Source organism: Iodobacter fluviatilis (assembly GCF_004194535.1).
Lineage (GTDB): Bacteria > Pseudomonadota > Gammaproteobacteria > Burkholderiales > Chitinibacteraceae > Iodobacter > Iodobacter fluviatilis_A.
In genome coordinates, this window is sequence record NZ_CP025781.1 from 130,557 (window position 1) to 148,657 (window position 18,101).

Consider the following 18,101-nt stretch of genomic DNA (forward strand, 5'->3'; position numbering starts at 1 on the left):
AAATTAATTGCTGAATTCAACGCGCACAGCGTGTTCCGCATCTTCGGTATTGTAGCGACGGCTCAGTTTCTTTTTAGAGACGCCTTGTTTAACAAGGAATTTCTCAACACTTACAGCGCGCGCCAGTGCGGCAGACTTGGCATTACCGATATCTTTCTTGTAGCAAAAACCACGTAATGTAATCGCTTTAGCATCTTTTAATTTAGGCAAAAGGCTCAAAAGCTGTGCCTCATGCTCAGGTGTCAGCTTGGCGGACATTTTGTCAAACTTAAGGAAGCCCGGATCCGCAACAACTTGTGCGGCGGCGCTTTCTGCAGCTTTAGTTGCTGTTGAAGTGGCAGCTACTGGAGCAGATTTCCACGCAGTTGTCGCAGGCGTGGCACTTTCTGCACTTGGATTTTCAGCGCATCCAGTTACACCAGCAGCAATTACCAGTAATGCAGCACAAACAAATCCTGAACGTATCATTGTTAAATCCCTTTTTTTAAAACAACTGATCTGCCTTGCAGCAGATCAGTTTGCTACTTATTGCTCATCACCCGAATGGTGATAGTTAAATCACTTAAGCAATCGTTTTGTTGGCTGTCAGATCCCAACCAGCGCTCACATTACCGCCACCAGCGCCATCGGTACGTTTTTGCTGAGTATAAGTCCACTTGATTTTACCGTAGCTAAAGCTAACCAATTCGCTTGGGAAACCTTCGTCTTGGGCGGAACCATGTGGCTCTGCTTTAGAAATCAAAACTTGTTCCATTTTGATTTCCATGTACTTCACTTTATCGCCACCTGAACGGCAAAGTTCGATAGTGATTTCTTTGATGTGCTTACCCGTGCAGCAAGCTTCGTAAATCTTTGGGCTAGCTTTATCTAAGAAGTGAGTAATAACGTACTGAGCGTGGTTTACACGTTCAGCAGTTGCACCACCGGCAGAGCTGGCAGTCGCTTGAGCTGGCTGCTCAATTTTGTGTGAGAAAGATTGGATTTCAATCCAGTCTTTATGCTTGTCATCTGTTGATTCGCCAGGAATACCATCAATTTTCAAGAATGCATCAAAAGCCATAATTCAGAACTCCTTTTATTAAAAAATTTACTGCTACGCTTCACTGCATCAACGGGTTGGCTTAGGTAGCTCAGCCACTAGACGCAAGGAAATAGTTAGCTCATCGAGCTGAAAGTGTGGGCGCAAAAACGCGGCGGCACGGTAAACACCTGGTTTACCAGGTACTTCAACCACATCTACCCGCGCTTCACGCAATGGGTATTTCGCCTTGGCTTCTTGACTGGCGGAATCATCAAGCAACACATACTGTGCAAGCCATGTGTTTAAGAAATCCTGCACATTCTGACGAGAAGCAAAGCTACCAATTTTGTCGCGCATAATCGATTTCATATAATGCGCAATACGGGAAACCGAGAAAATATAAGGCAGCTGAGTCGATAAACGCGCATTGGCATTAGCCGAATCAGTGTTGTAACTTTTCGCTTTTTGTGAAGACTGGCCACTGAAAAACGCCGCGTAATCGGTGTTTTTGCAATGCACCAGCGAGATAAAGCCTAAGTCAGACAAAAGCTTTTCAGTACGATCAGTTACGGCGACTTCGGTTGGGCATTTCAGTGCCACTTCGCCGTCATCTGTTTTAAAGGTATGTGCTGGCAAACCTTCTACCAAGCCACCGCCCTCTACACCGCGAATCGCAGCCAACCAGCCGTATTCAGCAAAGGCCGCAGTCAGGCGGGCAGCGTAGGCGTAAGAGGCATTGGTCCACAAATATTTGCTGTGATCGGTGCCATCCACGTTTTCTTCAAAATCAAAATCTTCAACTGGCACGGTATCGCGGCCATAAGGCAGGCGGCCCAATACGTGTGGCAATACCATACCTACATAACGCGAATCATCGGACTCACGGAATGCCTTCCACTTAGTGTATTCAACGGTATCAAAAATCTTAGCCAGATCGCGTGGCTTACCGATATCGGTAAAGCTTTCTAGGCCAAATAAACCTGCACCGGCGGAAGTAATCAGTGGCGCGTGCGAGGCAGCGGCCACATGAGATAGCTCTTCCAGCAGGTAGAAGTCTTCTGGATGGCGGCCAAATTCAAAGTCACCCACCAAGCCCGCATAAGGCGCGCCACCAAAGGTGCCGTATTCTTCTTCGTAAATTTTCTTAAACAAAGCGCTTTGGTCAAACTCTGCCGACGCTTTAAAGTCTTTTAGCAGGTCTTTCTTAGACGCATTCAGCACTTTGATTTTGAGCATGGTGCTGGTTTCTGATTCTGCGGTCAGATACTTCAGGCCGCGCCATGAGGATTCCAGCTTCTGGAAATCAGCGTGGTGCATGATTTCGTTCAGCTGCTCTGAAATCAGTGCATCAATCTCAGCAATACGCACGTCCATGCTGGCGCTTAAATCGCGTGAGATAGTGACGGTACCTGCCAACACTTGATCAACTAGCTCACTGATTAGATCGCGAGTGCGGTCTTTTTCTTGCTCATTGCTTGCAATACGGCTGTTATCGATAATCGAGTCAAGTAGGCTACTGGCCTCGCTATGCTCGGCAACGCCAGCTTCCTGCTTCTGTAGATCTGACATAGCAATTACTCCTCTGCAGAGGCTGGTCTAGCCTGGCTAATTTGATTTAATTTTTCGGTATCACGAACCACTTCATCCAGCAGTTCTTCCAGCTTGTCATTACCCACTACCTTATTACGCAGATCAGAGAGTCTTCTGCGTGCATCTAGCAGTTTTTTTAATGGCTCGACCTGATTGACCACATTCTGTGGCTCGAAATCAGCCAATGACTCAAATTGCAAAGACACCGACATTTGCGAATCGTCATCTTGTAATTTGTTATTTACTTTCATCGCAAGGCTAGGTGCCATGCCTTTGAGTACATCGTCAAAATTATCGCGGTCAATTTGAATAAACTTGCGTTCTTTCAATTTGGCCTGCGGCGTATTGCCGGTGTAATCGCCCACTACGCCCAATACAAATGGCAGCTCTTTGTTTTCAATTGCGTCGCCAATTTCAACGTCATAAGTAATCTGAACGCGAGGAGGACGAACGCGCGATAGTTTTTTCTGAGTACTTTCCTTGCCCATGGCCATTCCTAAATAAATGAATTACACAACTTAAACACGGAATTAACTTATTCCGTAAGTAATTTTGACGACAATTTCACGCAATTTTAATAAAGACAATGTAGGATCACTTAATTGTCGGCCTAAAATATACGATGCCTCCGCATAAGATTGATGACTGCGCCACGGAGATTGCAAGTCACAAACATTAACCAGCTGATTTGGGTCAATCGTCTGCCCCCACAGCATAGTCAATTGTTTATCCGTAAACGGATTAAGTGACAACGCGAGGTAACGCACACCAGACTGATTCACAAAAGCAAAGTGGATCTGATTCACCCCCTGCGCATGTATGGCAGCGCGACATAAAGACAACCAAACAGCCGCCCCAAGAATTTCTTCACCTGTACCAGTAGGCAAAGGCAATAAAAACACTTGAGAAGCCATGCTGCCGCCGTAACGACGCGCCAGTTGCAGATAAAACGCAAAAGCCAGCAGGGTTGATTCAAGATCTCCCTTTGCGCAGCGCTGCAAGGCTTGCTCCAGCACTGCAGCAGGCGTGTTGGCCATATGCCTTTCTAGCAACTGCGCAGCAAGGCCAAGATCTGCAACGGCCCGGCTACTAAACGACATCTGTTCTTCCATAAACTGCCGGCAGGCAATCATTTCTACCGAGTTATCTGCCGCGCTTTTAAGCTGATCTTTTAAACCAGAAAAAAACAACTCATTCGCTAGCAAAAACTCGGCTTCATTGCCCGTCAGCACATCACTTGCAATACACACCCCTGCCACCAGCGGGTAATAACGCACCGCCTCATCATGACTAGGTAAAGCCACTCCCAAAAACGCACCGCGTAAATCACGGCTGTGAAACATAAACTCGCTGGCGGAGGCTTGCATATAAGCATCCTGCCAGTCGGGCTGAAATGCCAGTATTTTCAGACTATCTGCAAATTTTTGATCGATATCTAAGGCGACGGGATGCGTAGCATTGATACGAATAAAATCTGCACGCCGTGGCAATTTGCCAAAAATAGCGAATTGGAGTGGCAAATCCTGAGCGCGTTTAAAATTATTTAGCATGGCCTACCTTACATTGTCACACGGTCCGGCAACGAAAGCTTACGCAAACCCGACAATTGCAATGGGTTAACACCGCTGACGGCACGGAAATTAAAACGAACATATTCTGCATCTCCAGCATCACCCTTGCGGATTTTCCAGCTCAGCGTTGCAGAGTCGCCGTCATGTTGTTCAAGCTGCGCCTGAGCCAATAAACGCATCCAGCCCATACGGCCCTGCTGGTTACTGATCACAGCACTCGCCCCATTAAACGCAACTACTTGAATGCGTGCGCCCTGAGTATTGCCATTGCCTGGCCAGTTAAATGACTGCCAAGGTTGTGGGCCGTTGCGATAACGCATTTCCTGCCCATCCACCTCAAGCACAATTTCAGAAAGACCTGGCGTAGGAATTGGCTGCAATTCAAACTTAGCATTAGATGAATCCGCCAGTTGGCTGGTAGCCAAGCTACTTAAACGCCCCATACCTGCTAGAAAGGCCGGATTAAAACGGATACCTAAATTAGCCCAAGTGCGTGGCGTTAAACTATCGCCCTTTTGTGTCACCAAGCCATTTAGATACTTTTCAGTAAACTTATCTAAAGTCCCTTCCTTGGGTTTAACAAATTTAGCGATATCGGCCATAGGCGCTTCATTGGCGGAATCACTAAATGGGTATTTAGCCGATAAACTTTTCCATTGCCCATACACTTCTTTTTGCCACGCCTGATTTAAATCATTTTCCACCGGCCCTAATAGCACTGCGTAAGTCTGAATCAATGGGCGAACCAGCATCGGGCGGATCATTTCACGGGCTTCGGGTGTGAGTGCACTCAAGAGCGAGTTATCAACCTGCTGCAAGGTATCTGCTAGCTCTGAACCACTGCCGTTTAATGTGGCTTGCACCAGCGGACGGGCTTGAGCACCTGGCTCATCGCTACTAGCAATTTGATTCATCTTGCCTTTGAGCTTACCCAGCTGCTCGAGGTAAGCGTTAATCGGAGCAAACCCCGCCGAATCAGTCTGCACAAGACGAGTAACACCAGCAAATTGCTTACCTACCTCTCCTAGCTCCGCAGCATTTGCGTTAGCAGGCTGATTACTTCCTTTTAACAACGCAGTAGTTTTTTCCAACACCGATTGCTTGGCATTTTCTAGCTTACGAGATAACTCAGATGGGTTATCCCATGCCGTTTCAAATGCAGCACGGGCCAAAATCAGCTTCACTGGCGAGTTCTGCATATCAGCCAGCTGCGCGACTGCATTCCCCGCAAAAGCGATATTATTGAAATCACGGATCACCACGCCTTGCAGGAATTTACTCCATTCAGCTGCGTACTCAACTCGATACAGTGCTTCAAGGTCGTTGCGATTTTTTTCAATGTTGCCATCTGTCCCTAGGTTGTCCTGCACTGAAGAGGCCAGTACCCAGTCATCGCTTTTAACTTCGCCCTTACTGGCTTCGTCAATCGCATTATGAACAAACTTGTCCCAAGCTTCGCGGGTAAAGGCACCGGCCACCATCTGGCTACCCGCAATCACGTCGCTATTTTTGTTACTTAAAATGCGTGGCACAGTAAGCGGTACGAAACGTGTATTTGCACGGGCTTTGATTTCGTTATAAACCCGCTCTGTGGCGCTCAAACGCTTTAGGGATGCACGTAGGACTTCACGAGCAGCACCAACGGTTTTTTCATCATTAGTAATTAAAGGCAGGTCAGGCTCTTTAATCTGACTCACATAAAAAGCCACTAAACGTTCGGCCGCAGCGATCACTTCTTCGTTACTGCGATTGCCACGATTAGCTTCCAACCAGCTACGCCAGTAACGGGGAATTTGATCCGTCAAATGCGCTTCGTCCATACGGGAACGATCGTGCAGCATCAGGTACGTCTTCAGCGCGTTATACCCATGATCGAGCTTAGGCTGAGCATTACCAGTAGGTGCTGCTTCTTCGGTTTTTACAGTCAGAGCGGTTGCACGCTGAGGAATCTGCCACATACCCAATTGGATATTCGGCAAGCCTTTTTTATGCGGCACTGGGGCACGCTTTTTAACTGGCTCTGGCGAGGGGGTTGGTGCTGGCGTAGGTGGCGGTGTCGGCTCAGGTTTTTTTTCTTCAGGAGCAGGCACTGGAGTAGGTGCAGGGTCTGCGGGCTGATTAGATGCAAGTTGAGTCAGCGACGTTTCAAGACTCTTTTTAACCGGCACCAGCATGGATTCTTGCAAACCAGCAAAATATTCTTTGCGCAGCGCTACTTCTAGCTCTCTACCCTGATACAAGCCCAAGCCAACTTGCCAAGGATGGCCTTCTTTACGGTAAGACTGCAGCTCTTCGATACGCTTTTGCAGTACACCCAACGCCATTAGCTTGTCGTATAGCTCACCTGACGACGCTAGTTTCTTGGCGGCAACTCGCTCACTCGCTACATTGGCCATTAATTTTTGGTTGCCAATATAAGACCAGGTCCAAAGCCCTGCGCAAAGCGCCATCGCAGACAGGCCAGCCAGCATACCAACCAAACGCCAACGACTGCCCGCTGGGCGAGTTTGACGTGAAACCAAATGTTGATCTGGAAAAACCACTTCCCTAAATAGATCACGCAGGAAGTAGCTGTAAGAGGCGGGTACTTGACGAGCATCAAAGCCTGGGCGGCTTAGATCAAATTGCTTAGATACATGCGTTGCCGCCCCAATCCTTGGGATGCCTTCTTGCAAAGCACTTGAGAAATAAAAGCCGCGCAGCAAAGGGCGTGCGTGATAAGGATCTTCTTCTTGTAGCAGTTTTACAAACTTAGTAACGGCTTCTTTTAAAGCATGAAATTCAATCGGGAAAGCAAAGAAGGCAGGCTTATTTAAATTACCACGATGCTCTGCCAGCTTTTCTTCACCAATTTGCACTAGGCCGCGATACATAGCATCAAATTGCGTGCTAACAACTTGGCTTGCATCAAAACTTGTGCCCTGCTCAGCGCTCAGCGTTGCGCCCCAAACACGGTGACGCTCTTCTTCTGGCATTTCTTCAAAAAACTGCGAGAAACCACCCAATAAATCAAGCTTGGTAAAAATCAGATAAATCGGCACTTGCAGACCAAAGGTCGCTTCAATTTCATGGATGCGTTCACGAATCTGCTTTGCATAGAGCGCAAAACCTTCTGAATGATGCTGGGCAAGCTCTGGCAAACTAATTGTCACTAAAATTCCGTTAACCGGTGCTTTAGAGCGATGGCGTTTAAGCAGCTTTAAAAACTCCAGCCACTCAATGCGATCTTCAGACTGTGTAGCGTAACGGCCAGCGGTATCGAGCAACACGCCTTCGGTAGAGAAAAACCAATCACAGTTACGTGTTCCCCCCACACCCTGCACACCCGCTTTATCACTAAAAGGGAAAGTCAGACCAGATTGTAAAATAGCTGAACTTTTACCTGCCGCCGGATGGCCAATAATCATATACCAAGGCAATTCATACAAAGCAGCATTACCTCGCGACTTACCCATTTGCGAGGTTTTAAGCGTATCAATGGCACCCAGCATGCGCTGGCGCAGCAAATTTACTTCAGCACGCTTATCTACGCTCGCACCAATGACTGCATCGTCAGCCTGCTTTAGCAGCATTTTTTCAATCAAGCCACCGGCTCGGTTAGCAATAATTTTGCCAACCATCAGGGTAAAGACCCAAAGCAACATCACAGCGAAGATCCAGCCAAAGCGGACTTCAGCCGTTTTCAGACCAAACCACGGCCCTAAAAACCAAATCAAGCCGATCAGGATCAAAAACCCGATGGCTGATGTGACTTTGGCGTTACGCAGCCAATGTTTCATGAAAATGAATCTCCATACCAATTGAAATCTTGCATTTACTTACTTCGCACCAAAGCAGCCAGCGAGCCTGCTTTTTCAATATGCCCATAGTCTTTAAATGACCAAACACCGCCCCAAGTTAAACCTGCAGCAACCGCTTCTTCCCCAAGCGCCTGATAGGCTTCAAATGCCCACTTATCGCGCTCAGAAATTATAATTTTTCCATCTTTCATCGGGGCCAAATCAACCGCTAAGCCATACTGATGCTTGCTTTGCCCGCCTTTTGCCTTAGTAACCACCGTTGCTTGCGTAGCTAAGCCATCTTGTCTTTCAGGACTTCTATACCCTTCTAGCAAAACCATCGGATAACCACGCTCTTTCATTTTTTTCATGATCTGTAATACAACCTGAACAAACTGAGGATCTAACTTGCTCCAATCACGATCTGCTGTTGCGATACCAGGGCGAGCTGCAATGGCAGCTGCACTAATAAATACCTCAGGAGGTAAAGCAGGTGGAGGTTCAAGTTTCGCCTCAGTAAATGTCCCTTGGATATGAGCAACCTGGCTATATTCTTTAGGCAAGAAAGGCGCAATAACATGCAAAGAATTAAAATGCAGCGTTACCCCTACCACCAGCAAAACCAAACACAAACTTGCCAGAGGCAATAGCAGCCGCTTTAATTTTTTACTTTTAAAAGGAGATGGTTTTATTGAAAAACCATCTGCAGGAGGATTAGGTAAAACACTTACTGCAACTTTTCTCTTGTTTTTTGTTGCTGCAACACAACCTATGCCATTTATCTTACTTTCGTCAGAAACCGCTTCAACACGGGGCACATAGACAAAAAAACGCCATCCAATCCACATCAAAACCAAAAATACAATCAATAAAATCAAGTAGATAGCCAACAAAACAATAACTCCGAATGCTTACTAACCAGTTATTCTACATTTAAGCAAAACAAAAGCATAACTCATGGGTGAATTTTATCAAGCGGCCATATTCCCCATGCACTAGGGCTTTTCTCGTGTTATACATCTCATTATAAACTGCGGTGAGAGGCACCTTGTTCGCCTCTGTATTTAAGCCTATTCTTAAACGTTTTTTTAAAAAATTAAGCCATATGCAGATCAATTCAATCAAGAAACACGCACAGCAATTTATGGCGATATCATGCGCCCTCCTTCTAGTCGCCTGTGCCAGCAGCGGCCCTAAGCCATTTAAGATCCATGGCGAAGCAGACCCTTCCTTGAATAGAGATAGCAGTGGCAAACCATTGTCATTGGTGCTTCGCCTCTACCAGCTTAAAACACCGGATGAATTTAACCGGCTCACGTTTGACTCGCTGGTCAGCGGCAAATCTGATGCAGAGTTACTCGGCACCTCCATGCTTTCGCAAAATGAATTTATGTTATTGCCTGGCAAAACGCTGGCCCTAGACGACAAAATTGCTGAGGAAGCCAAATACGTTGGCATCGTTGGTTTTTTCCGCAAGCCTGATCCGCAGTTCTGGCGCGTCTTAGTCAGCGCTGAAGATATCCGCGATGCCAAGGAGCTGAGCTTTAAAGCTCAAGATTGCTTTTTGCAGGTGATTCAGCCCAAGACACAATCCATCCCAGGCCAGCCAGCTGTGTTTAAAGCAGACTGCGGCTTTGCATTTAAAAAAGCCGCGCCAAAATCTAAATAACCCCCCCTTGTTATGAATCATAGCTTGCACTGTAGACGCCCGGCGCTGCAGACGAAAGCCAAGCCGGAGTAATCATCAATGTTGAAAGCCAAACGTGTCTTATGGGGCGAAGGAATGTTCCTTCGCCCGCAGCACTTCCAGCAGCAGTCGTTATTGCAGGACTATCAGCAGGTAGAAACCCGCCAGCTACTCAGCCGCCATAGCTGGGGCCTACAAAAGTTTCAGATCGATGAAGTAGCACTCAGGGGCGGTCAAGTTAGGCTAGACTCACTTTCGCTATTATTTAGAGATGGCTGCTTATTTCAGGCTCCGCAGTGCGAGCCCCTCCCCCTCTCCCGTGATTTAAACGACATTCCTGGATTAGGGGTGAGCACCACGCTCTACGCATGCCTATCTGAGCTACAGCCCTATGGCGGCAACACCCAAAATAATGACAATCAAGCATCGCGCTCCACTCGCTTCAAAAACGCCAGTCACGGCGTAGCCGATTTATTCACCCAAGCATTAGAAGCGGATTTAACCACGCTAGAGCTGGATGTTCGCCTGATGGTGGACGAAGAAAACCGCGATGGTTATGAATCAGTACCACTGGGACGTTTAAGCAAGGACGCTACTGGCCAGTGGTCAGTAAGTAAGGGCTTCTACCCACCATCGACTACTGTCAGCGCGATTCCTGAGCTCAGCCAAAACCTACGCCGCTTGCTGGATATTTTGTTGGTTAAAAGCCAAGCATTGGCTGGCGCTCACCGCGAACGCGCTAAAAATGTAATGGAGTACGGCACGACCGATATTGCCTCGTTTTGGCTACTGCATACCGTAAACCGCAACTTTGCCCGCATCAATCACTTGGTGAAGTGTGAGCCACTTCACCCTGAAGAGTTATATCGCTCTTTGGCCGAATTTTGTGGTGAATTACAGACATTTTCTTCGGTTTACACACTGGCCGATATTCCTGTCTATAGTCATGAATCCTTGCATGATTCTTTGATTGTGCTGGACACGCAGATCCGTGAGTTGCTCGATACCGTGATTTCTGCGCGTTATGCTGTGATCCCGCTCACATCACCTAAGCCGTCATTCCACATTGGCCGACTAGAAAGCGATCGTTTCCTCGACAATGTCGACTTCTACCTGTCGATTCAGAGCGAGCAGCCTGCTTCCGCCATTATCGAAACCGTTCCACTGAAATTCAAAATTGGTGCGCCCGATGATGTAGATAAGATTTTGAACTCAGCCATGCGCGGGGTCAGCATATCTTATGCAACACAAACGCCTTCTGCGATTCCGATCCGCGTGGGCAATCACTATTTTGCATTTGAACCGCGCGGCGAGATTTATCAACGCATGCTGCAGTCGCGCAGTATTTGTATTTACATCCCGCAATCGCTATCTGATTTAAAACTTGAGCTAATTGCCGTATTTCGCTGAGAGTTAAACAATGAACCAAGCCACAACCACCGAAGCCCATCCACTGGCCGTTGCCAAACCGGCAGCGCCCAGCTTGCGCGAGTTACTTGAAGACGGCGTTTACCTGCTGTTTTTACTCAAAGACGGCAACGCGCCTAGCAGTGCAGCCGAATTTAACCGCCGTGTTGACCATTTTCTTGCACAGTTTGAAAAAAACTCTCGCAATTTTGGCAAGGAAGTCGCTGGCATAGGCGAAGCTAAATACGCATTTTGTGCGCTGATGGATGAAATTATTCTTTCATCCGAATTTAGCCTGCGCGAAGAATGGGAACGTATGCCGCTACAGCTGCGTATTTTTGGCGAGCATCTAGCTGGAGAAGGCTTTTTTGACCGCTTGGAAGTGCTACGCCGCGATCCAAATAATAATTTTGAACCGATGGAAGTATTCCACACCTGTCTACTATTAGGTTTTCAGGGTAAGTATCTACTGGAAGGCCAAGAAAAATTGGGCTATTTAACCGCCCGTGTTGGCCAAGAAATTCAGCAGGTACGCGGCGGCAAGGCAGAATTTGCGCCCAACTGGAAGCTCCCACAGCGCTTTCAGGCGTTTGTAAGACATGAATTACCACTCTGGCTGTACTTTGCGCTACTAGCACTGGTTGGCGCGGGGCTCTTCATTGCCTACCGCTTACTGCTAGCGCAGGAAATCAGCAAAGTTCTTGGCTAATGAGTACGCCCCGCCGCCAGACACTCACCCTGCCATCTGTACTGGATCGTCTACTAGACGATGAGCCCGATATCAGCCGCGCCTCTTCTGCCATGCTCTATGAGCTGCCGCAGTTTAGGCGGGCGCTGGCGCGTGATTTAGAGTCGCTGCTTAACACCCGCATTATGGATATGCCCGAGTTATTTGAGCTCTACCCCATGGCCAGCGAATCCATGCTGCAGTTTGGCATTCCTGACTTATCCGGCATTAGCCTGCTTAATCCGGATGATAGGGAAATGCTGCGGGAGCGTCTGCGCCGCGCCATTGAGCGGCACGAGCCAAGGCTGATTCGGGTGCGCATCAGCCTTGACGCGCCAAGAGAACTTGAACGCCATCTGCGTTTTAGGGTAGATGCCGTTTTAAAAGTTCACCCGCATCGCCCGCCAGTGAGCTTTGACGCCACTTTGCAGCTTTCATCAAATGTTTACCGCATTCAAGATCGTTAAGTACGACTCTGCACTTAAAACCACAACAAGTACTCATTTTCGCTCGCGCCTTTGAGATGTTTAGCCCTAATACTCAAGACTAATCGGCAGCATTGGCCGCATTAAGAATGAGATTTAAATACTTTGCTTAGTATGAAAAGTTAGATTTTGTGACTGCTTTTTCTTCAAGTGGGGTTTTTGAGTCCTTCTCCCTAGCCCATCAGCCGTGCTTATAGCGGCTATTTAACGTAAAATCCCTCTTTTGCTTTTTTTGTAGCCCTTACATGACTGATTTAGCACGCGAAGTAGGCCGTCGCCGCACCTTCGCCATTATCTCCCACCCTGATGCGGGTAAAACGACGCTCACCGAAAAGCTGCTTTATTTCTCGGGAGCCATTCAAAACGCCGGCACGGTTAAAGGTAAAAAAGGCGGTAAGTTCGCCACGTCCGACTGGATGGATATCGAAAAACAACGTGGCATTTCGGTAGCGTCCAGCGTGATGCAGTTTGATTACCGCGATCATGTGGTTAACCTACTCGACACCCCCGGCCACCAAGATTTCTCTGAAGACACTTACCGCGTACTCACAGCCGTAGATAGCGCCTTAATGGTGATTGACGCGGCCAAGGGCGTGGAAGAGCAAACCATTAAGCTACTCAACGTCTGCCGCCTGCGAAATACCCCGATTATTACGCTGATGAATAAGTACGACCGCGAAGTTCGTGATTCGCTCGAGCTACTAGACGAAGTTGAAAGCGTGCTAAAGATTCGCTGCGCGCCCATTACTTGGCCAATTGGTATGGGTAAGACTTTCCGTGGGGTTTACAGCATTCTCACCGATACCGTGCTGCTGTTTACGCCAGGTAAAGGCCCGCTAGATGAAGTAGAAGTAATCGAAGGGCTAGATAACCCGCGCCTTGATACCCTCTTCCCACTGGAAATTGGCAATACCCGTATGGAGCTAGAGCTGGTACGCGGCGCTTCGCATCCATTCGTGCTAGAGGAATTTCTTGCCGGTGATTTAACCCCAGTATTCTTTGGCTCGGCGATTAATAACTTTGGTATTCGCGAAATCTTAAACGCGCTGGTAGATTGGGCTCCGGCTCCGGGCGCGTCCGATGCAACGGTGCGCGAGATTAACCCTACAGAAGAAAAATTCTCAGCATTCGTATTTAAGATTCAAGCCAATATGGATCCCAAACACCGTGACCGCATTGCTTTTCTGCGCGTTTGTTCGGGTGAATTTACCCGTGGTATGAAATTTAAGCACCTGCGCTTAAACCGTGAAATTGCCGCCAATTCAGTGGTGACCTTTATGGCACAAGGCCGTGAGCAAGTAGAAGAAGCTTACGCTGGCGATATTATTGGCCTACCTAACCACGGCAATATCCAGATTGGTGATTCCTTCTCCGAAGGCGAGCTACTGGCTTTTACTGGGATTCCTTACTTTGCGCCAGAAATGTTCCGCATCGTACGCATTAAAAACCCACTAAAAGTAAAGCAGCTGCATAAAGGCTTGCAGCAGTTGGGGGAAGAAGGTGCGGTACAAGTATTTAAGCCACTGAATGGCTCTGACTTGATTTTAGGCGCAGTGGGTGTGCTGCAGTTTGAGGTTGTAGCCTCGCGCCTTGCCAATGAATACGGCGTAGAAGCGGTGTTTGAATCAACCACTATATACACCGCCCGTTGGGTCAGTTGCGATGATGAGAAGATGCTCGACGATTTTGAAGGGCAACTCATTAATAACTTAGGCCGCGATGCAGCAAATAGCCTTGCTTATTTAGCCACTAGTCGTGTGAATTTACAGCTCACTCAGGAGCGCTGGCCCAAAATAGTGTTTCATGCAACTAGGGAACATTCAGTTACCTTGTAAATATTCAAACCAACAGCGCCGTAATATGGCGCTGTTTTTTTTCGTAATTTGTGCTCTTTTTTTTGTAAAAAAAGTAGTTCACTTTATACAAACTACAAAAACAAGAATTTGATTTATATTAAGTTTTTGTTGAACGTATCAGACTACGATAGTTGCATGAACTAAGCAGAACAACATCTGCCTATCTATTAAGTGCACAAAAAAGTGCACGGCAACAGGGCCATGAGGCCTATAGGAGCATCAGCTATGAACGCACCAGAAAACCACCTAAAACTTGACGCGTGGCGTGGGTTTAAAACCGGCGAATGGCAAGATAAAGTCGACACTCGCGGCTTTATTCAGCTCAATTACACGCCTTATTTAGATGATGATAGCTTCCTTGCTGGCCCGACCGAACGCACCACTCAACTTTGGACCGAGCTATCTGCTCAGCTCAAAGAAGAACGTAAGCGTGGCGTATTAGAAGTATCTACCCATGTTGGCGCATCGATTACTGCGCACGGCCCTGGCTATATTAATAAAGATTTAGAAACCATCGTCGGTGTTCAAACCGACAAACCACTGCGTCGCGCCATTATGCCGAACGGCGGTTTACGCATGGTGCAAAACGGCCTTGAAGCCTACCACTTTGAAATGAACCCACAAATTGTAGATATCTTTACCAAATATCGTAAAGATCACAATATGGGCGTATTTGATGCTTACACACCAGAAATCATGGCTTGTCGTAGCTCAGGCGTCATTACCGGTCTGCCAGATTCATACGGCCGTGGCCGTATCATTGGTGACTATCGCCGCGTAGCACTTTACGGCGTTGATTTTTTGATCGTTGACAAAAAACGCGAAAAAACAGAGCTCAATGATGTTCCGTTTACTGAATCCGTAATCCGTCTGCGTGAAGAGTTGTCCGAGCAAATCAAAGCGCTGGGTGAACTCAAACAAATGGCTAAGTCTTATGGCTTTGATATTTCTAAGCCAGCCACTACCGCTCAAGAAGCCATCCAATGGCTGTACTTTGGCTACCTTGCTGCAACAAAAGAGCAAAACGGCGCGGCGATGTCGATTGGCCGTACTTCAACCTTCCTTGACGTTTATATCCAACGCGATTTGGTCGAAGGTCGCATTAACGAATCACAAGCCCAAGAATTGATTGACCATATGGTCATGAAATTGCGCATTATTCGCTTCTTGCGCACACCAGAATACGATGACCTATTCTCTGGCGACCCAACATGGGTAACCGAGTCTATTGGTGGTACAGGCCTTGATGGCCGCACTCTGGTCACCAAAACCAGCTTCCGCGTTCTGCATACCCTGTACAATCTTGGACCGGCTCCAGAGCCTAATCTGACTGTATTGTGGTCGACTTCTTTCCCGCAAGGTTTTAAAGAATTTTGCGCGAAAGTATCGATTGATACCTCAGCCATCCAGTACGAAAACGATGACTTGATGAATCCAAAATGGGGTGACGATTACGCCATCGCATGTTGTGTTTCAGCCATGGCCGTTGGCAAGCAAATGCAATTTTTTGGCGCACGGGTCAACCTTGCCAAAGCCATGCTCTATGCGATCAACGGTGGTGTGGACGAAAAAACCGGCAAAGTTGTGGCCAATGGTTTTGAGCCACTCAAAGGCGATGTACTCGATTACGATGAAGTAATGGCTAAATACGATGTGATGCTAGATTGGTTAGCAAAAACATACGTGACTGCGCTGAACTCGATCCATTACATGCACGATAAATACTCGTACGAGCGCATCGAAATGGCGCTGCACGATCGCGACATTCTGCGCACCATGGCTTGCGGTATTGCAGGTCTTTCAGTGGCTGCAGATTCACTTTCTGCCATCAAACACGCAAAAGTGAGCGTGGTCCGTAACGAAAAAGGTATTGCTGTCGATTACAAAATCGAAGGCGATTACCCTGCTTACGGTAACAACGATGATCGCGTGGATGATATTGCAGTTTGGCTGACAGAAACATTCATGAATAAGATCAAGGCTCAGCCTGTGTTCTATCGTGACTCAATGCCAACTCAATCGGTACTGACTATTACCTCTAATGTGGTTTACGGCAAGAAAACAGGTAACACCCCAGACGGCCGCCGCTCAGGCGCACCATTCTCCCCAGGTGCTAACCCAATGAATGGCCGTGACACCAATGGCTTTATCGCTGCGGGCTTCTCTGTATCGAAGATCCCATACGAAGCGGCTTTGGACGGGGTTTCTTGGACAGCCTCCATGACACCAGATGCCTTGGGTCACAACGCAGCAGATCGCGTTAAAACATTAGCGGCTTCGATCGACGGTTTGTTTGGGCCTCACGGCGAAGAATGTTCTACTTGCCTAGATAAAGATGCTGTTGATGAAACAATGGATCAACTGTTCCATCTAAACATGAATGTATTAAACCGTGACACTCTGCTCGATGCGATGGAACACCCAGAAAACTACCCACAGCTGACCGTGCGTGTTTCTGGCTACGCAGTGAACTTTGTGAAACTGACCCGTGAGCAGCAAATGGACGTGATCAGCCGCACATTCCACGGCAAGTGTTAAGAAGTAATGCTTTGTGATCTGTCAGCCCTGAGGGGCTGGCAGATTAATCCGAATCAAAAACTGACGAGCACACTCACCCAAGGAGTAGCCCATGGCACAACTATTTCACCTCAATATGAATGTATTAAACCAAGATACCTTGATTGACGCGATGGAAAATCCAGATAATTACCCACAACTCACCGTGCGTGTTTCTGGCTATGCAGTCAATTTCGTCAAGCTCACTCGTGAGCAGCAAATGGACGTGATTAGCCGTACTTTCCACGAAAAAACGTAAGCTTTTGCGCATTAGTGCGAAGTAGAACCACCCAAAACGGATCATTAAGCGCAGGCCTAATGATCCGTTTTAACGTAAAACAATAAAATAAGCCCCACTGGAAAAAACATGAAACCGACCAAGCCACTAGGGGAAATCATCCCGATCTCGTTTGATACCGAACATCATCAACAGGGATTTGTACACTCCATTGAAACCGGTGCAGCCGTTGATGGGCCCGGCATGCGCTTCGCCCTTTTTGTAAGCGGCTGCCAATTCCGCTGTCTGTATTGCCATAATCCAGACACATGGAAGCTGCATAACGGTAAAAGCTACACCGTTGAAGCAGTCATGACCGAGCTTAAAAAATATGCCAGCTTTTTGCGTATCGCAGGCGGGCTCACGATTTCCGGTGGCGAGCCTTTGATGCAAGCGCACTTTGTAGGCGAAATTTTCCGCCGCGCCAAGCAAGACCTGAAACTACACACGGCACTTGATACCCAAGGCTTTTTAGCCGCCCACCTCGATGATGCATGGTTTGATAATGTGGACTTAGTGTTGCTCGACATCAAACACAGCGATCCGGTCAAATACGAAGCCCTTACCAGCAAACCACTCCAACCCACGCTCGACTTTGCCGAGCGCTTACAAAAGATGGGCAAACCGGTCTGGGTTCGCTACGTACTGATCCCCGGCATCAGCGACGACTTTGCGGATGTAGAAAAACTGGCCGATTATCTACAGCCAATGAAAAACATCGAGCGCGTTGAAGTACTGCCCTTTCATAAAATGGGCGAAAGCAAATGGGCTGAGCTGGGCATGAAATACGAGCTAAGCGATACCTCCACTCCCCCCCCTGAGCTAGTAAAGCGTGTAAGAGAACAATTTAGGGCACGTGGAATATTTACCTGTTGATTGCAGGCTAGGGTCTGCCTAGTGTCTGCGTTAATGAGCATCCGCTTGATCAAAATAGGCCTGAGCTTGATAAGGCGGGTTAAACCCCGCCTTATCAAGCCTTCATGACCTATATTGAGCCTAAAATGACCCGCTTGGCACCAACGCTTCACTTCTCCAATACTGAGGAGGCCCCCATCAAAGCAAATATAATTACATCTTTAATAAGCAAGGCCGCCAGCGTAAATGAAGCATGCTAAACTGAGCGCCCTTTTGCCCCTGCTGAATAT

The 18,101-nt window shown here is 47.7% G+C and carries 16 protein-coding genes; 9 read left to right on the top strand and 7 right to left on the bottom strand.

What is annotated here, in order from left to right:
- Positions 1–3: 3 nt before the first annotated feature.
- Entirely contained in the window at positions 4–258 is a 255-nt protein-coding gene (locus C1H71_RS20505) for an OmpA family protein (RefSeq protein WP_188053468.1), read from the bottom strand.
- Here C1H71_RS20505 and C1H71_RS20510 point away from each other — a divergent pair.
- The gene (locus C1H71_RS20510) at positions 248–550 is read left to right on the top strand and encodes a hypothetical protein (protein WP_188053470.1); all 303 of its coding nucleotides are present in this window, start codon (positions 248–250) and stop codon (positions 548–550) included. The two genes, C1H71_RS20505 and C1H71_RS20510, sit on opposite strands and share 11 nt — an antisense overlap.
- A gap of 12 nt (positions 551–562) precedes the next feature.
- Here C1H71_RS20510 and C1H71_RS00645 read toward each other — a convergent pair whose 3' ends face one another.
- The 6 genes from C1H71_RS00645 to C1H71_RS00670 are packed head-to-tail and all read right to left on the bottom strand — an operon-like array spanning position 563 to position 8,839.
- Positions 563–1,060: an Hcp family type VI secretion system effector gene (locus C1H71_RS00645; protein WP_046350038.1), complete on the bottom strand. Its 498-nt coding sequence runs from the start codon at positions 1,058–1,060 to the stop codon at positions 563–565.
- Between the two features lie 48 nt (positions 1,061–1,108).
- Entirely contained in the window at positions 1,109–2,590 is a 1,482-nt protein-coding gene (tssC, locus tag C1H71_RS00650) for a type VI secretion system contractile sheath large subunit (RefSeq protein ID WP_130104843.1), read from the bottom strand.
- A gap of 5 nt (positions 2,591–2,595) precedes the next feature.
- Positions 2,596–3,099 (bottom strand): type VI secretion system contractile sheath small subunit, encoded by a 504-nt coding sequence (tssB, locus tag C1H71_RS00655; RefSeq protein ID WP_130104844.1) that lies wholly within the window; start codon positions 3,097–3,099, stop codon positions 2,596–2,598.
- 42 nt (positions 3,100–3,141) lie between these two features.
- Entirely contained in the window at positions 3,142–4,161 is a 1,020-nt protein-coding gene (gene tagF, locus C1H71_RS00660) for a type VI secretion system-associated protein TagF (protein WP_130104845.1), read from the bottom strand.
- Between the two features lie 8 nt (positions 4,162–4,169).
- Entirely contained in the window at positions 4,170–7,961 is a 3,792-nt protein-coding gene (gene tssM, locus C1H71_RS00665) for a type VI secretion system membrane subunit TssM (RefSeq protein ID WP_262488356.1), read from the bottom strand.
- Positions 7,962–7,996: 35 nt separating this feature from the next.
- On the bottom strand, positions 7,997–8,839 hold the full coding sequence (locus C1H71_RS00670) for a M15 family metallopeptidase (RefSeq protein ID WP_262488357.1): 843 nt from the start codon (positions 8,837–8,839) through the stop codon (positions 7,997–7,999).
- A gap of 227 nt (positions 8,840–9,066) precedes the next feature.
- Here C1H71_RS00670 and tssJ point away from each other — a divergent pair, with 227 nt between their 5' ends.
- The 8 genes from tssJ to pflA all read left to right on the top strand — a co-directional run bounded on the left by tssJ (position 9,067) and on the right by pflA (position 17,832).
- Positions 9,067–9,630 carry a type VI secretion system lipoprotein TssJ gene (gene tssJ / locus C1H71_RS00675; protein ID WP_130104846.1) on the top strand — a complete coding sequence of 188 codons (564 nt, stop codon included), beginning with the start codon at positions 9,067–9,069 and terminating at the stop codon, positions 9,628–9,630.
- Positions 9,631–9,708: 78 nt separating this feature from the next.
- Entirely contained in the window at positions 9,709–11,058 is a 1,350-nt protein-coding gene (tssK, locus tag C1H71_RS00680) for a type VI secretion system baseplate subunit TssK (RefSeq protein ID WP_130104847.1), read from the top strand.
- Between the two features lie 10 nt (positions 11,059–11,068).
- Positions 11,069–11,764 carry a type IVB secretion system protein IcmH/DotU gene (gene icmH / locus C1H71_RS00685; protein WP_130104848.1) on the top strand — a complete coding sequence of 232 codons (696 nt, stop codon included), beginning with the start codon at positions 11,069–11,071 and terminating at the stop codon, positions 11,762–11,764.
- On the top strand, positions 11,764–12,249 hold the full coding sequence (gene tssE / locus C1H71_RS00690; protein WP_130104849.1) for a type VI secretion system baseplate subunit TssE: 486 nt from the start codon (positions 11,764–11,766) through the stop codon (positions 12,247–12,249). The genes icmH and tssE overlap by 1 nt, the downstream gene beginning before the upstream one ends.
- Positions 12,250–12,512: 263 nt before the next feature.
- A complete protein-coding gene (locus tag C1H71_RS00695; RefSeq protein ID WP_130104850.1) occupies positions 12,513–14,102 on the top strand; it encodes a peptide chain release factor 3 in 1,590 nt (529 codons plus the stop codon).
- A gap of 246 nt (positions 14,103–14,348) precedes the next feature.
- A complete protein-coding gene (gene pflB / locus C1H71_RS00700; RefSeq protein WP_130104851.1) occupies positions 14,349–16,661 on the top strand; it encodes a formate C-acetyltransferase in 2,313 nt (770 codons plus the stop codon).
- Positions 16,662–16,752: 91 nt separating this feature from the next.
- The gene (locus tag C1H71_RS00705; protein ID WP_130104852.1) at positions 16,753–16,938 is read left to right on the top strand and encodes a glycine radical domain-containing protein; all 186 of its coding nucleotides are present in this window, start codon (positions 16,753–16,755) and stop codon (positions 16,936–16,938) included.
- Positions 16,939–17,046: 108 nt separating this feature from the next.
- Positions 17,047–17,832 (top strand): pyruvate formate-lyase-activating protein, encoded by a 786-nt coding sequence (gene pflA / locus C1H71_RS00710; RefSeq protein ID WP_130104853.1) that lies wholly within the window; start codon positions 17,047–17,049, stop codon positions 17,830–17,832.
- Positions 17,833–18,101 lie beyond the last annotated feature (269 nt).

What these genes read in the sequence shown, in the direction of transcription:
- C1H71_RS20505 (WP_188053468.1), bottom strand. Translation starts at nt 258, where the DNA reads ATGTCCGCCAAGCTGACACCTGAGCATGAGGCACAGCTTTTGAGCCTT.
- C1H71_RS00645 (WP_046350038.1), bottom strand. Translation starts at nt 1,060, where the DNA reads ATGGCTTTTGATGCATTCTTGAAAATTGATGGTATTCCTGGCGAATCA.
- tssC (WP_130104843.1), bottom strand. Translation starts at nt 2,590, where the DNA reads ATGTCAGATCTACAGAAGCAGGAAGCTGGCGTTGCCGAGCATAGCGAG.
- tssB (WP_130104844.1), bottom strand. Translation starts at nt 3,099, where the DNA reads ATGGGCAAGGAAAGTACTCAGAAAAAACTATCGCGCGTTCGTCCTCCT.
- tagF (WP_130104845.1), bottom strand. Translation starts at nt 4,161, where the DNA reads ATGCTAAATAATTTTAAACGCGCTCAGGATTTGCCACTCCAATTCGCT.
- tssM (WP_262488356.1), bottom strand. Translation starts at nt 7,961, where the DNA reads ATGAAACATTGGCTGCGTAACGCCAAAGTCACATCAGCCATCGGGTTT.
- tssJ (WP_130104846.1), top strand. Translation starts at nt 9,067, where the DNA reads ATGCAGATCAATTCAATCAAGAAACACGCACAGCAATTTATGGCGATA.
- tssK (WP_130104847.1), top strand. Translation starts at nt 9,709, where the DNA reads ATGTTGAAAGCCAAACGTGTCTTATGGGGCGAAGGAATGTTCCTTCGC.
- icmH (WP_130104848.1), top strand. Translation starts at nt 11,069, where the DNA reads ATGAACCAAGCCACAACCACCGAAGCCCATCCACTGGCCGTTGCCAAA.
- tssE (WP_130104849.1), top strand. Translation starts at nt 11,764, where the DNA reads ATGAGTACGCCCCGCCGCCAGACACTCACCCTGCCATCTGTACTGGAT.
- C1H71_RS00695 (WP_130104850.1), top strand. Translation starts at nt 12,513, where the DNA reads ATGACTGATTTAGCACGCGAAGTAGGCCGTCGCCGCACCTTCGCCATT.
- pflB (WP_130104851.1), top strand. Translation starts at nt 14,349, where the DNA reads ATGAACGCACCAGAAAACCACCTAAAACTTGACGCGTGGCGTGGGTTT.
- C1H71_RS00705 (WP_130104852.1), top strand. Translation starts at nt 16,753, where the DNA reads ATGGCACAACTATTTCACCTCAATATGAATGTATTAAACCAAGATACC.
- pflA (WP_130104853.1), top strand. Translation starts at nt 17,047, where the DNA reads ATGAAACCGACCAAGCCACTAGGGGAAATCATCCCGATCTCGTTTGAT.